10 protein-coding genes and 1 pseudogene are annotated in these 15531 nt (G+C 40.7%); all 11 read right to left on the bottom strand.

From position 1 onward, the window contains the following. Positions 1-10: 10 nt before the first annotated feature. Complete coding sequence (locus BJP37_RS10270; RefSeq protein ID WP_075898566.1) at positions 11-511, bottom strand: glycosyltransferase family 2 protein; 501 nt, start codon at positions 509-511, stop codon at positions 11-13. A 17-nt stretch (positions 512-528) separates the two neighbouring features. Beyond that, positions 529-1257: a sulfotransferase family 2 domain-containing protein gene (locus tag BJP37_RS10265; RefSeq protein ID WP_158069510.1), complete on the bottom strand. Its 729-nt coding sequence runs from the start codon at positions 1255-1257 to the stop codon at positions 529-531. Positions 1258-1623: 366 nt separating this feature from the next. Continuing rightward, on the bottom strand, positions 1624-3114 hold the full coding sequence (locus BJP37_RS44255) for a LicD family protein (RefSeq protein ID WP_075898560.1): 1491 nt from the start codon (positions 3112-3114) through the stop codon (positions 1624-1626). 229 nt (positions 3115-3343) lie between these two features. Then, positions 3344-3448, bottom strand: a pseudogene (locus BJP37_RS44925) (ABC transporter permease); the annotation flags it as partial. Positions 3449-3466: 18 nt separating this feature from the next. Then, complete coding sequence (locus BJP37_RS10250; protein ID WP_075898555.1) at positions 3467-3916, bottom strand: hypothetical protein; 450 nt, start codon at positions 3914-3916, stop codon at positions 3467-3469. 636 nt (positions 3917-4552) lie between these two features. Next, on the bottom strand, positions 4553-4828 hold the full coding sequence (locus BJP37_RS10245) for an acyl carrier protein (RefSeq protein WP_075898552.1): 276 nt from the start codon (positions 4826-4828) through the stop codon (positions 4553-4555). A 189-nt stretch (positions 4829-5017) separates the two neighbouring features. After that, positions 5018-5215 carry a hypothetical protein gene (locus BJP37_RS36135; protein WP_143727553.1) on the bottom strand — a complete coding sequence of 66 codons (198 nt, stop codon included), beginning with the start codon at positions 5213-5215 and terminating at the stop codon, positions 5018-5020. 1084 nt (positions 5216-6299) lie between these two features. Further along, positions 6300-7667, bottom strand: coding sequence for a sulfotransferase (locus BJP37_RS10240; RefSeq protein ID WP_158069509.1), 1368 nt, complete (start codon positions 7665-7667; stop codon positions 6300-6302). Positions 7668-7840: 173 nt separating this feature from the next. Beyond that, positions 7841-10528, bottom strand: coding sequence for a tetratricopeptide repeat protein (locus tag BJP37_RS10235; protein WP_075898547.1), 2688 nt, complete (start codon positions 10526-10528; stop codon positions 7841-7843). Positions 10529-10621: 93 nt separating this feature from the next. Beyond that, a complete protein-coding gene (locus BJP37_RS10230) occupies positions 10622-14818 on the bottom strand; it encodes a condensation domain-containing protein (RefSeq protein WP_075898544.1) in 4197 nt (1398 codons plus the stop codon). A 444-nt stretch (positions 14819-15262) separates the two neighbouring features. Next, positions 15263-15463, bottom strand: a complete 201-nt coding sequence (locus BJP37_RS36130; protein WP_143727552.1) for a hypothetical protein — start codon at positions 15461-15463, stop codon at positions 15263-15265. Positions 15464-15531: the final 68 nt, after the last annotated feature.

The following is a 15531-nucleotide window of genomic DNA, read 5'->3' as shown; positions in this document are numbered from 1 at the left end:
GATGCTTGGATCAAGTCCTGTAGTTTTGGCATATGCCGAGCGAGCGTCGAAAGGTCCTCATGGCACCCACTCCATGCATCAAACTCGTGCGGCCTGATGGGATGGCAGATGAAAGATATGACCCGATTTTGGCTGTTAACTCTTCATTGTAATAATCGTGGTTGGTGTAGACAAAACCCGCCTCAGGATACTCACAATAAGCTTGCAAAACGAGTTCTGTTGCCTCTGGGTACAGTGCATCATCGGGATCTAAAATGCCCACGATATCGGTGGTAGCCTGTTCAATTAAGCGGATGAGCGTGGGTGTATAACCAATATTTTGCTCGTTTTTTAAGAATTTAATTTTTTCAGTAAGTTGCGAATTTATTATCTGTATCGAATTATCCGTGCTTTTATCATCAACGATGATAGCACGCCAATTAGGAGAGCTTTGTTGGTGGAGGGAGTTGAGGCAATCTGTGATATACTTACCGTTGTTATAGTTGGCAATGAGGTAAGTGATTTCTTCCATCTCTAGTGATTTATCTGTTACTTGTTGTCTAAAAAGTCCAAGAGTTCTTGGTAAGCCTTGGTGTATCCAAATAACACCAGATCTTTTCTATACCGTCTGGAAACCATCTCGGCCAATTCTTTTGTGTAGTATGCTCGGTAATCTGGTGGTGTATTCTTGAGGTGCTCAGTTGATGTTAATTTTGGTAAGTCCTGTTCAAAAGCATATTTCTGAGCGATTTCTGCCCAGGAATCGGCTAAGGTTTCAAAACGCCCTATCCAATCAGGCAATAACTTTCCCCCATGGGACAAAATGGCGTACTGAGATTTAAAATGTTTCTCAGCAAGATAGTCAGGAATTTTGGTGATGATTTTGACAAATTCATCAAAAGTAGCATCCAAAGGAATATACCCCTCGAATAAATATCTAATAGGATTGCACTTAGTCTGGTGGCGCACCTGAATTAGTTTATTCTTATAACAAGAGACTAATCTATCAAAAGGATTTCGCACAAAGGCAAATTTGTAAAACTCTTGCTGTTGCGGGTTTAACCTGTCTCGTTCAATATACCAAAACGGATCATTATGTATGAAATGCTGGAACTCGACTTGATAAGCCTTGCCAATTGCGTACAAAATGGAGGAACTGGCCACTTTGGGAACTTCTATAAAAACTAGCCTTCGATCCGCGAATACATAGAACTTCCGTGGGTCATATTCAGAGAAACAGAACCACTCTGATGGTATAAATCCTATATTAATCGCCATCTTATGAATGAAATAAAAAGCGTTGCTTAGCATACTCAGCTCCCGTCTGCAATCTAGTTGTTAATATAGTTGTTATGGTTGGAGTCAGAATGATGATTGGTTGCTCAAGTGCCAGTAATTCAAGTAAATATCTTCTAGTTTTATCCGCAATTTGGGATAACCTGTAACGATGGTTATACAATCAATATGAGCATACAACAGAGCATCTATGATCCGTTGCCAAACTGTCTTTTCACCGTACTATAATAATGTTTTATGAGTATGGTTAGTCAAGGGCCGCATCTGCCTTCCATAATTAGCCGCTAAGATAATTGCTCTGAAATTATTACTATTGATTGCCATTTTTATAAAACTAAAAAGCTATAGTCATATTTTAAATATATTCTTAACATCATCAATGCTCAAGACATACCTTTCTGGATCATGGCCAGGTTTAAAATAATTGTTTAAATGAGTATTCCAAATTCGGCATCTTTGCAGACAATCATTTCCGTAAGCCCTTTTCAGATATTCCTCTGCTTTATGGGGAGCATAAATCTCAAAGTCACAGAATTTCAATTTTTGCAAAGGGAATATTTCATGATCATCTGGAAATAGTTGCTCGCCACCTTGAGATGGCAATTTTCTTTGTTCATATATAAAAAGGTCAAAATTGTCGGCAATTTGATAATAACTTTTAGAAATTTTTTTCAAATAAAATCCATGTTGATTGAGTAGATCTTCTAAAGAGAAAAGTCGATTTAGATCTGATTCTTTCATCTCAATATCAATATCGTTATCCCAAGGGATGAAACCTTGATGTCGAATAGCACCAATTAGGGTGCCACCAATAGCCCAATAATTGATATCATGCTCCCTAAGTAGAGAATTTATAAATTTAAATTGCTGCCAAAGCCTTAAATGTATCGCTTTATTTTTTTTAGCAAGAACCACTACCATGTCTTTAGCTGAAATAGTCTCACTTGAGCGAGTTGCCAACTGGATAGTTCTTTCATAATTAGCCATTAAGTTTGAGAAGAGTGGGCTATTTTTGAGAGAATCACCATGATCAGATTCTAAAGGCGCTATATTAGACTGGTTCATGGTTTTGGTCTCATTTGCTACTTGCACTATGTTTGTAGCAAGGTTATCGATTTTTTCCAATTTTTGTAGTGCGATAGGGATAGATAATAAGTGCCACCACAGTTCATTATGGAACTCCTCATTCCCTGGATCAGACTTAATAGCCTTAATGTAAAAGGCGATCGCCTCTTCACAATTACCTTGCTGTGCAGCAACACCACCTAAGTTTTGGTAAACCGCCGACATTTCCGGATTAATCTGAATAGCCTTCCTATAAAATTTGGCAGCTTGATTTAGATTTTGCCTATAACTCAATGCTTTACCTATATGGTAATAAAAATTCTCTATACACGTTGATTCTATTGCTTTTGAATAAGATGATAAAATTGCTTCAACGTCTAAAAAACCAGAGAGTTGAGGATTTTTATATCGCAGGCTTATAGCTTTATAATAGGTTGTTATAGCTTTTTCGACATGCTCTAAATTTGCGTAACTATCCCCTAAACAAATATAAAGCTCAGGATGATCTGGATTAGTTCTGATTCCTTGTTGGTAAATTGAAATGGCTTCTGATAATCTTTCTTGACTTTCTAAAGCATTACCCAGTCTTTTATAGATAAAACTGGGTTGATTAGAGTTGATTTCAATAATTTTTTTGTAATTATAAATTGCATCATTTAATTGATTGTTGTTATAATGTACATAACCTAAAGCTAGGTATATCCAACCTGGCTGCTCACCATTAATATCAATAGCTTTTTGAGACTTATCAATTGCTTTATCTGGTTTATTCATATTATTATAATCCCATAAAAAACGTCTATATATAAAGTCTTTTAAGGTAGTTTTTAACAATAGTAATATTTTTGTAATTTATATTTTAATAAGGGGTTAATATTTATCTAAATTACTTATAGATAAAGACAGTAAACCGATATTGGCTATTGCCGTAATCACGAAGACATTGATCTTCAATTTCAACCTCTACGGATTCTGAATCGAAAATGTGCTTGAACCAATCTTTATAGAACAACTCACGGTAGCGCCACAAGTTTTTCCAGTACTGCTTTTCCCTGCGCTCTACTTCAATGACTAGTTTCGGTTTAGCAGCTATTCTTTGACTACTCATAGATCATAAAATAAAAAGCTAAATTGCCCCAAAATCCTTAACACCCTGAAAACCAATCCTTCTAGACTGCCGACGGGTAAACTCTCCGACTGAGGGATTTCCTTGAGGATCTATCACTCCTGTTACCTGCTGCCATAACTGATCTGGAGCCAAAGATAGGTTATAGGTGCGATCGCCTGTCTTGCACACGTGATACCACTGGGTTTCCTGGCACTGACTACACCAAAAAGCCTCTAGCCACTCTCCTTCAAGAGGTACTGCGGTTTGACTCGATATCAGCATCAAGGCATATTTTCGTTTAAGACCACGCTGCATTAGTTGTCCTGCTCGATCAGCAAACAAGCGATATTTTTGACTAACGCTATCCAGGTAGCAACGATGAATTGGACAGAAAATAGCTCTTCGTTTAGAACGTTTCCGATTGCGTTCACGTCTTTTTTTTTCTGTTAATTGAGTGCAATTATGCATGAGTTAAGTTTAACCTAGCTAAATGTTTAGCTTTACTAAGAGAAAATAGACACAAAATATCCCCGTTACTCACTTTACTCTCATTGAAATAAAACTTGATAAAAGTGGTGTGGGGAGAGACTGAGATCAACAGGACCATCGAAGCCCACTCCTCAAATTAAATAGCTAGATATTCAGAACTATCTATTTGTTAGTTTACTCTTAGTAAATTATTTAATTAAGTTGTAGCAAGCACCCCTTTAAATTATTTCATAAACAAACAATTAGTAGTTATGCACCTAATATACCAAAGGGAACAGGGAACAGGGAACAGGGAACAGGGAACAGGGAGTAGGGAAAAGGGAAAAAAAATTCTCACAATTCATTTAGGATTGGTATAATAGACTATCAACAGCGGTTTGCACTTCAGTTAGGTACAAAGTTTTGGGTTTGTAGGGAGCAGGGAGCAGGGAAGAGGGAAGAGGGAAGAGGGAAGAGGAGAAACAATGTGTACCTGATAGTTATGCAAACCGCCGAAAAAACGAAGCACACCATTATAAATAACCTCCAGGCAATGAGCAGGAATACCTTCAAATTCGTCAGCCTATTTTCTAACAGCTTACCCATGGCAAAGCAGTCAGTGATGTTATGGCTACCTTAAGGCTGTCTGTGAAGAGTTAATTTACTGGCAATTAACTCCGATAAAATAGTGAGGTCTTCAAAATTATCTGGACTGATATCATCGTCAGTAAATCGCAACCAAAAGTGTCTTTCAATTGACGTAATTAGTTGCATAATTGCCAGAGAATCAAGTCCTAAGCCATCCTCAAATAGAGAGGCATTTTCATCAATATCTTCTAGCTCAAGATTGGCATCTACTTCTGTGGCAATAATTTCTTTGAGTTGCTTGACTACAGTTTCTGAGTTTAACATACCTTAAATTAACCAATTATAAGTCCAACAATGAATGAGTTAATTACTAAGCATATGCGCTACGCGCACGCTGCTTGAGGTGCCGTCAGCGGTCAGCCGTGAGCTAAAGCTCACGCTACGCGAACAGCTTAAAATAAACCCAGCGTAGGGTGCGCCGATACGCAAACGGTCGAATTTAATAGTTCGAGATTAATGAGAATCAAAGTCTGGGTAAAAGCTAATCAGCTTTGTGGCACAGGCTAGAAGCCTGTGAATTTCGTGACTATTAAACGAATGCTTACCTGTTGTCTTGATGCAGTCGCTCATGGGGGAAACCCCATGAGCGACTGCATCAAGACGGGAACAGGGAATAGGGAATAGGGAATAGGGAATAGCGATGCGCTGCATCAAGAGGTGCGACCCGTGGCGAATTAAATTCGCCAAGTAAGAGCGCACCTAACAGGGAATCAACGTCAAAGAAGACTGTACCTCATAACTGAGAGAAACGCTATATATCCTTAATGGCAAGGTGCCGTTAGTCAAAATACTGCTGGAGAGCTTTAAAGACCTCTGGAAGTTCTTGGTAGATGCAGGTTAATAGCCCATCGGTCAGGACATTTTTCCGTGTCTTTGTAGAGCTTGAGACTGACTCAAGCCTAATCGCGCTTTTTTTTGGCTGCAGTATAGATCAATATTAGTTTATGAAAAAACTGGTTATTTATTATAAAGAACTAATAAATAAACTGAGTAAAAATAGTGTTTTTTGATAAAGATTCAGTAAAATATATCCATCCCTGAAAAAAAAATATATCCATCCCTGAGGGCAGCATACTGAAATAAGCGATCGCATAAATCCTTTATTGAGATGTAAGCATTCAGCTATCAGCTATCAGCCTATGCGCTAAGCGCACGCTACTTGAGGTGCTATCAGCTAAAGGCCTTTGGCCACCCTAAGCGAACAGCTATCAGCTTATGCCCATAGCGCACCTTACTTGAGGTGCTTTTGAATAAAACAGGTAAGCATGATTAAATGCTCCCGTTTGCGTGATGCGCAGGCTATGCGAACGAAGTTTATTTTAAGCTGACGGCTGACAGCTGACGGCTGAATGCCTACATTGAGATCTTGCTCCAATCCCAATAATCCATCAGGGATTAAACGGCCACAGCGAGTAAATCAAGTCCTTTTAAGAGGACTAATGGTTGCCAGATCAAGGTTTCGGTCCATTTTAGCTGATAGCTGATAGCGGTAGGCTGAATCCTTACCCAGTACCCATAATTCCTAGAGAGCCCTGAACAGAGTTAACATAATTTATGTCCAGGTACTTATTTTATGATAACTAGTAATTGCTGGTATTCTGCTACATTTCCAGTCAGGAATTACGCAAGGCACTCTGAAATCCCCATCTGTAAAAAAGCGAAGTATCCGCTAATTCCCGGCAGTATTGGGGGGTTAGGGAGGGCAAAATCAAATAAACTTCCTAAGTCCTACCAGTTACAGAACTAAGGAAAGATGACTTTGGTTGCCAGGACCTTTATTCAGATGAGGGAATGGTTGGGAAGGAACTGGAACCTCTAGAAATTTGCAGAGCTTTTCCCAGCCCTCACCACTGCATATATTTAGTTTCAATAATTTTTCTGGTGGTTTGTCTTGAAAAAAATTATTGACTCGTCTCTCAAAAGATGTATATACCTCCTCCCAAGTCGAATGGTTAGCATATAAACTCTCAAAGGCATAACGATGAATTAAATTAAACCGAACTTTTTCAATCATACTAAATTCACGTTTATTAAGCCATGCTTTCACTCCTGTAGGGGTACTGAAGCCACGGTAAATAAACAAATTAGATATGGAGTTAATCCAATCTTTTAAATTTCGTTCTGTGTAGATAAATTTAGCATTTGGAAAAGCAAAAAATAATTCTTCAAATCTGAAGCATATCGAGGCATCTGAGAAGGCATCATAATACAAAATATCTTCTAAATCGATAACTTTTTTAGTGATAGGATTTTCAAAATGAAGTGAAGCATAGCCGAGAATAATAAACGCTTTATCAAGAGAAGTTGTTCCCGTTTTACTTAACCCTATGCCAAAAATTTTTGGCTGCTCAAAGCTAATTCCACTCTGGTAGTTTTTTTGCCAGGTTTTTAGGAGTTTAATGATTCCTTGAGAGAAATTCTGATAGTTGGGCAGTTCTTCGATTAGGCGACTGGCTTCATCAAAGTGTTTCGCTCCGATGAGAGCTTGAGAGAGTAAGAGCTTAATTTTCAAATTTTCTGGATGGTCATTCCTTAATCCTATAAGGAGTTTAACTGCCTCGTCAAATCTTAAGGCTGACATGAGTAAATCAGCTTTGGCTAGTAATATTTCTAGATCATCTCCTTTTTCAGCAATAAGAGTATCGATGACATTAAATGCTTTTTCATCCTCAACAAAACGAACTAATAATCTGCATTTTCCGATATAGCTCGACTTCGCCTTTGTCTTACTGATTGCGATATTCCAACGCTCCAGGGCTAACTCCCACTGCTTAGTTTGTTGTGCCACACGCGCCAAACCTTCATAGCCTTGGGGCTGATCAGGATGCTGGTGTGACAGTTCCTCGAAAACTGCCTCCGCTGCCTGATATTTTCGTAACTCTATCAGTGTATTCCCCTTACTAACCAAAGCCCGGATATGGTTCGGGGACAACTCCAGCACTTTCTCCCACCTTTGTTGTGCCAACTCCCACTGCTGAGTTTGTTGTGCCACACGAGCTAAACCTTCATATCCTTGCAGCTTTTCAGGGTACCTTTGTGAGAGTTCTTGGAAAACTGCTTCAGCTTCCTGTACATGATTTGTCCTAAGTAATTGATTTCCCAATCTCTGGTACAGTCCTGGAGGTTGATTGGAATCAAGTTGAATTACTTTACGATAATAGTCAATAGCGTCCTGTACATTACTCTGCTTAGGGTCTGACTTACTCATGAACTTACCTAAAAAGTGATTATTTAATATGAATTAATTTAGCTGATTTTTCCAATTATAACCTTAATTTATCCGCCAATAAAATTATGATCATAACCATAAGCTTTGCAGAATTTTATCAGATTTTGTTTGAGAGTTTTATCAATTTTAATAAAATCTTCTGCTGTCAAGTTAGGCTTGGTTTTAGCAAATTTTTGATAGCTGTTATTGATCTTGGTGTTGTTCAAAACATTTTCTACAACATCAGGTAATAACTTAGCCAGGGATTTTTGAGTGATAAACCTTTTAATATCTTCAAGACAATCTTCTACTTTGACGACTTGATCAGGTTTTTGAAGCTCAATAATTTTATTCCACCCTAGGAAAGAGGCAATAGCCTTATCCAAAGGATGAGTAAATTGATTGATATCAAAATCAAGTTGTCTCAGGATATGGTTTCTTCTGAAATTAAACGAACGTTCAACTTCATTTTCTAACAGGATTGATTGCAGAGCATCTTGAGGATTTCTGACATAGAGAATTAAATAGTTAAACTTAACGTAGTAAGAGGCACTTTGATCTCCCCAAGGAGCCTTAAGGTCTTTGACAGCCATTAACCAGCTTGATATACCATCTTGACAGAGTTTTTCATGACCAATATCAAATCCCAATTGTCTGAATAGGTTACTCATAAATCCGGAACCACATCTGGGATGACCAGTGATAAGAAAGAGTTTTTCTTTAACCGATCCCCATTCTGAAAACAGGTCGCTTGCGCTATATATATTTCTATCACAGTAATAAGTTGACTTATAATTTTTTTGATTTAACTTTTGTAAAGACAATGAAGCTCCTTGAGCCCCCCTTAGATCCCTATTAATTAGTTTCGCAAACTTCCCATAGTAATTAGGATTAGGAATCCCCTGAAGACTCCATCTTGTCTTGTAATTTAGCCAATAGTCAGCAATACTGCCAATATCAAGGGCAATACCCCCGCGATTTTTGATAATATTACAGTAGATCTTGCCTAAGAAACCTGCAGCCACCAGAAATACCTCTCCTCTATAGGAGACAGTAATTTCGGAACAGATTTGATGAAAATAGTAAGGATAATGAGGTTGAGCTTGCTGGTCTTCATAATTAAACAGTTGCGAAAATTTATATTCTGACGGTATTTTATATAACCGGTTAACCGCAACTCCGTATTTTTCTCTGAGAACTTGACTAATATTATCGTGACATGAAATCACTGAACATTCCTTTAAGTGATTGAAAATTAATCGATAAAGTCCCCAGGTCTCAAGATCGTGATGAATGTTACAGGATGTCAGGGTTTGATTGATAAGTTTATCCCTAGAGTGTTCCTGATTAAATTTTGAATCAGTTAGGGTATTAATTATAGAAAGTAACCCTCGCATTTCTCGTCCATAATTGTTTTTTATTAATTGAGAATTTAATGATTTACAAAATCTATAGAGTTCTGGAATTCCGATTATATCAGCATTTTTGATAGCTGAAACATAGTCAGGAATAAGTTTTTTAAAGTCATGTCTAGTTATCTGTACATTACCCCAAAAAAGTATTTGTGTTTCTTCACGATCCTGATTTTGTAAATCCTGAAATGTTTCTTGGTAGTCTAAAAAATGCCCTTCTCCATCCCCTAATCTAACCAAGGAAAACGGGATTTTATTTAGGATATTATCTAGGATAATAAAAGCGATTTTATAGACCTCAAATGGAGAAATATAAGTATTCAATAAAACGGTTTTATAGCTGCTTGATAGTTGTTGATTTTTTTTAATAACTTTCCCCAAAAAACTATTAATTTCTGTAAAGTCTGAATGAGTGCCTAGATAAGAGGTGAGTCGAGCCTGTAGGGACTGACTAGTTTCTTCTACTAAAATCCCTAATTGAGGGGTTTGCTCAAAATTGCTGAATTTTTCAATATTAGTAATTTTTTCTAATTCAAATAGGCCAAGAAGTTGTTTTTTATAAACCATTGAGTTACCAGGAGCCTGTCTGGTTAACTGATTATATAATTCATAGGCTTCTTGATAATGACCTTGACTAACTAATACTTGGGCATACTGGATGAGCAGCCCGTTATTAAACCATTGGCTATTAAACGTTGGGCTTGATATAATTTCCTGAATATATTGCTTAAGTTCACCTAGATTATTATCATAGTCATAGCTCAAAACTTTTAAGTAAAGTTCTATAAATCGATGCATTTTTTTACACCAGCTGTTCTGTTTAAGTTTATCTAGTAGGCTTCTGGCGTCTTGAATTTCGCCAAGTTGTAAATGGTTGTAAGCCATCTCAAGTTGAATAGTCAAATTTTCCGGATATCTTAGATTGGCTGTTTTCATGATTTTTTGGGCTTCTCGGTAATTATATTGTTTTTGGAAGAAATTCGCTTCAGCGATAGTGAATTGTATGTTTTGGGTAAACCGTGATTGTCCAGCGTGAATTAGCTGTTTGGCTTCCTCAAATAAGGGAATATTCAATAGGGCATTGATTTTCTGCAACAGAAACTTCCAATCACCTGGAAAAAGGCTAATTGCTAAATCAAGTCTTTCAACAACCAGCTCCCACTGTTGGCAATGTATCGCTACACGAGCCAAACCTCCATAGCCTTGTTTTTTTTCAGGGTATTTCTGGGAAAGTTCCTGGAATACTGCTTCAGCTTCCTCAAATTTTCCCAGTTCTATGAGGGCATTACCTTTAGCTACCCAAGTCAAGATTGGGTTTTGGTTTTTAATTTTTGATTTACTCATTAACTTAAGTGATTCGTGAATTCTTGTTCTATAACTTTTACACTCAAAGACGCGATCGCATTTTATCTGGCTCTCGCTCCAACAGCCCTTTTTCTATATCCCCCCCTTTTTTCGCCTGAGGTTTTCCAAGCTGCGAGCCACAACTCGACTTTTGGGTTGTAACTGTATGGCTTTAGTGTAAGCAGCGTAGGCTTGATCTAGTTGCCCAAGCTTGTTGAAAAGGTATCCCAGATTTGTGTACGCTCTAAACTGTTTGGGATTCAACTCAATCACTTTTTGATAAGAAGCGATCGCATTTCCTATATCCCCTTGCTTAAGCTGAGCATTGCCTAACATATAATAAAAATTGGGATTGTCTGGCTGCAATTCAATTGCTTTTTGATAATAGGCTATGGCCGACTCTAGCTCCCCGAAGTGAGTCAGAGCATTCCCCCAGTGTCGGTAGGCGTCAGCATAAGATGGATTGACCTCGATCACTTTTTGATAACAGGTGATCGCTGCTTTTCTATCCCCGTTTCTTAGGTAAGCGTTGCCCAATTGACAATAAACCTTCAGATTGTTTGGATATAACAACCTAATCGCTTCTGTGTAGTTGGCTATGGGTGACTCGATTTGTCCAAGTCTGAGCTGAACAGAACTTAATTGAACATAAAGCTCCGGCATATCGGGCTGTAATTTGATGGCTTTGGTGTAATTAGCGATGGCGGACTCTAACTGTCCTTGCTTATGCAAAGCTTTGCCTAGGTTTTGGTGTATCCAAGCCGATGCAGGAGCCAGCTCAATCGCTTTTTGGTAGCTGGCAATGGCACTATCTAGCTCCTTTTCCTCCAGCTGAGCATTGCCGAGCCTAAAATAAACATGTCCATTGTCTGGCTGTAACTGAAGAGCTTTGGTGTAGGCAGTTATGGCTAATGGAAACTGCTTTTGCTGACTCAGAGCGTCTCCTAGGTTTTGATAGACTTCAACTGGCCCACTTGGATCGAGTTGAAGGGCTTTTTGGTAGTTGATGATGGCTCTGTCTACATCCCCTTTCTCAAATTCCCAGTGACCTCGGCAGCGATAAACTTCAGGATTGTCTTGCTCTAAGGTAATCGTCTCCTGCTCAGGATTGACACTCACCTCAACGGTGGTGGTTTGGGAACCAAAATCTTTGAACCAAGTTATCCCCTCTTCCACCAGATCCAGTTCTAACAAGTAGTGACCAGATTCGACTGGCGTGGTCACCTCCAAGGACAATTCAATGTCTTCCCCTGGTGGCAAATCCGATGGCAGGTCTACTCTACCATCAGACCACTGTATCACTTCTGTGGTCTGATCTAACCAGTGATTTCCTAGTCGGATCGCACTTTTATGGGTCGATAGCCAGGTCACAGAAGAAATATTCTTGACTGTGATCGGAATCGAGATGGTTTCTCCCGCCGAAGCTACCAAGGATGGTCGGGCAACAAGCTCAGCTCGATAGGCTTTCTCAGAGAAAATCTGTCCGGTTTCCTCTGTCTGAGTATTCTCGATGGCAGTTTGTAATGTTTCCTCCTTCTGAGCGTTCTCGATGGCAGCCTGTAATTTTGGGATGAATACGTGGATGTGGGGTTGATACCAGAACTGTCCGTGGGCTCCAGACACCAGGTCTATACTAAATCCTCCCTGATAAAATTTACGCCAGCCTAACTCCAGGTTCTGGAAAGAGTTGTAAGGGTTGAACTCACTGTCTCGACCGAAGAAAAGTGCCACCCGGCCTGGATAGAGTTGGGGGATGAATTTTTCGAGTAGGCATAGCAGGGTGATGGTTTTGCCTTGACTGAGTAGTTGCTGGGCAATTTCAAAGGCAATCGTTCCAGCATGGCAGCCTCCTCCCAGTAAATAAGACCCAGATGGCTGGATGGTGAGAATTTCCCTGACGTAATATGCTGCTAAGGCTTTGATATTATCGTTGGTGTATTTTATAGCAGACTGCCCTGAGTGTATGGCATAGGTGGGCTGGTCTTGACCTAGATACTCAGCTAGTTGAACTACGAGTTGAAACCGTCCTGAACACCAGAACAGGGGCTGCTTTGTTCCAGAGGTGTTCATGCCTACTATTAAGGAGTTGGGGGCGGCTCGTTGACCTTTGCGTCCAGCATTGTAGGCCAATAGTTTGCGATAGATTTCTGGTGACAGCTCAGGGAAGGGTGATGATGGTGGGGATATTGGTGGTAAGACTGAGGGTGTTGGTGTTGATTCGGCTGCCTGCTCCAAAAAGCTAGCCAGTTCAGCAATGGTAGCTAACTGGGATAGGGATGCTAAAGGGAGTGTTTTCTGGAAGGCTTCCTCAATTTCTGCCACTAGGCGCATCGACAGTAAGGAATGTCCTCCCAGGTCAAAGAAGTTGTCATGGATGCCTACATCTTGGTCTCGCCAAAGGACTTTCGCCCAAATTTCTGCTAGCTTTTGCTCAATGGGGGTGCGAGGTGCTACATAGGCTTGTTCTGGGGTTTGCCTGATCAAGTTGGGAGCTGGTAGAGCAGTATAGTCTACGTTACCGTCAGTTGTGAGGGGCATTGCCTCTAGGGGAACAAACCTTGAAGGTACCCTATAGTTGGGTAGCTTCTGCTTCAGGAAACGGCGCAGTTCCTTTAGGCTGGGAACCTGTTTCTGATTTGGGACTACATAGACGATCAGGCACTTTTCCCCCGGTGGGTCTTCCTGAATAGTGACCAGACTTTCTTCGACATCGGGATGTTGTGCTAGGACTGTTTCTATTTTTCCGGGTTCAATAGCGATCGCGGACGATGACCCCACTGCGTCAATCGGGTTTGCCTTTCCAAAAGAGGGCAACTCCTCCAGATGCCGATCCGGATTAGCAATGACACTTTCCAGTAAAGCCTGGAAATTCTCTAGCATCTGGGTAATTGTAGCTGCCTCAAACAAATCAGTTTTGTACTGTAGCCTCCCGTTGAGTTGTCCTCCCGTCTCCTGCATAGACAGGAACAAATCAAAATCTGCCGTCTGCCGATCTGAAGGCAGAAGACTAACCGTGATGCCTGCCATCTGTTCGGGTTGACTTGGGGTATTTTGCAGAGCAAACATCCCTCTCGACAGAGGAATGGGAACCAGATCTGCCAGCTTCTGGAAGGGCAAGTCTTGGTGTTGAGTGGCTCCTAAGGTGACTTGGCTGACACGACCGATTACTTCCCGAAAACTTGGGTTTCCCCCCAGTCCAGTGCGCACTACAACAATATTGTTAAAGTATCCAATTAACTTTTTGGTTTGCACTCGATTGCGACCGGCCACAGGAGAACACACAATCATGTCTTCCTGACCTGTGTATCGATAAAGTAAGGTTTTAAATGCCGCCAGTAATGTCACAAACAGAGACACACCCTCCTGATGACTCAGGGTCTTGAGGGCTTTGGTGAGGTGTTTAGATAGTGCTAGATATTGAAGTCTACCTTGGTGAGTTGGGACAGTGGGTTTTGGGTAGTCAATGGGCAATTCTAACTGGGGAACATGACCACGTAATTGCTGCTTCCAGTAGTCAAGCTGAGACTCCAGCACTTGACCTTGCAGCCATTGTCGTTGTGATTGAGCAAAATCAGCATACTGAATCAGGAGTTTAGGAAGTGGCGACGGCTTCCCGGTGACAAAGGCTTCGTAGAGCGCAACCATTTCTCGCCAGAAAACAGCATTAGACCAACCGTCAAAAATGATGTGGTGTATTGTCGAGATCAGTACATGTTCCTCTTCGCTCAGGCGCAAGAGTTTGCAGCGCCACAATGGTCCTTGTGCCAGGTCGAAAGGCTTTTCAGCCTCTTCAGTGGCTAGTCGGTGAGTTTCAGTTTCCCGCTCAGTTTTAGGGAGTTTCTGGAGGTCTACTACTGGCAACTCCAATACTGTATTTGGGGAGATATTTGGGGAGATATTTGGGGAGATATTTGGGGAGATATTTGGGCAGATGACTTGCACAGGTTTGCCATCCACAGCGGTAAATGTGGTGCGTAGGATTTCGTGGCGGCACAGAATTTCCCTCAGACTTTGCTCCAGTGCGTCTATGTTGAGTACACCCTGGAGGCGAAGGGCCATACGCATATTATGGAAAGAGTTACCAGGCTGCAACTGGTCGAGATACCACAGCCGCTCCTGGGCAAAGGAAAGGGGTAGATTTCCGTTACGTTGGACAGGCTTAATTGGAGGAGCCTGATGCTTTAATTTGATGTTAGTTTTAACAGATTTCCAGAAATCTGAAACCAAACTTTCAGACTCGGTTTGGCTCGAAGGATTAACACTGGATTCTTTGGGAGTGGAGGATGCCATTTTTAATTAATGTCAGGTCAGGACTCAGGGGGGAAAACGCGATCGCTTAACTATAGCGTTTGTATCTGGGTTGTAAACACACGAATTGCTGAAAAAGGCAAGAGGCAAAAGGCAAAAGGCAAGAGGAACACACCCCTAACCTCTCCCAGGAGGGGCCGGAGTTTTATTGGACAAGAAAAAAAGACCATACAGGTTTACATCTCCTACACGAAACGCTATATCTCAATAGCTTCAAACTGATTCAAATAAATAGGACAGAACTTACCCATTGCCCCTGTATGTCCCAAAATTATGAGGTACTTTGACATCATTAATCCCCAAAATTGGGTTAGGGGGTCAAAACCAACTGTAAGCATTCAGCTAAAGGCCTACGGCCTACGCGCACGCTACACCGAACAGCTATCAGCCAATGCGCGTAGCGCATATGCTTACACGAAACATGACTTATATCATGTCAGGATAATTACCCTGTCTTGATGCAAAGCGCGAGTGGGGGAAACCACGGCAGTCGCTCATGGTTTGTTCGCGTTCGCCTTTGGCGTGGCCTACGGCCAAGCGTCGCCAAAGGCGATAGTTACCGTAAGATAGTGGAGCCTTGTCTTGATGCAGTCGCTCATGGGGGAAACCCCCAAGACCGCGCTGCATCGCTATTCAAAAGTATTTAACCCTTTTCTGCATAACCTGCTAACTATAAAGGCTCCACAATAAACAGG

This window comes from Moorena bouillonii PNG, assembly GCF_001942495.1.
GTDB classification, from domain to species: Bacteria; Cyanobacteriota; Cyanobacteriia; order Cyanobacteriales; family Coleofasciculaceae; genus Moorena; species Moorena bouillonii.
Note: the sequence above shows the minus strand (reverse complement) of the source record. Positions and strands in the feature narration are given on the sequence as shown.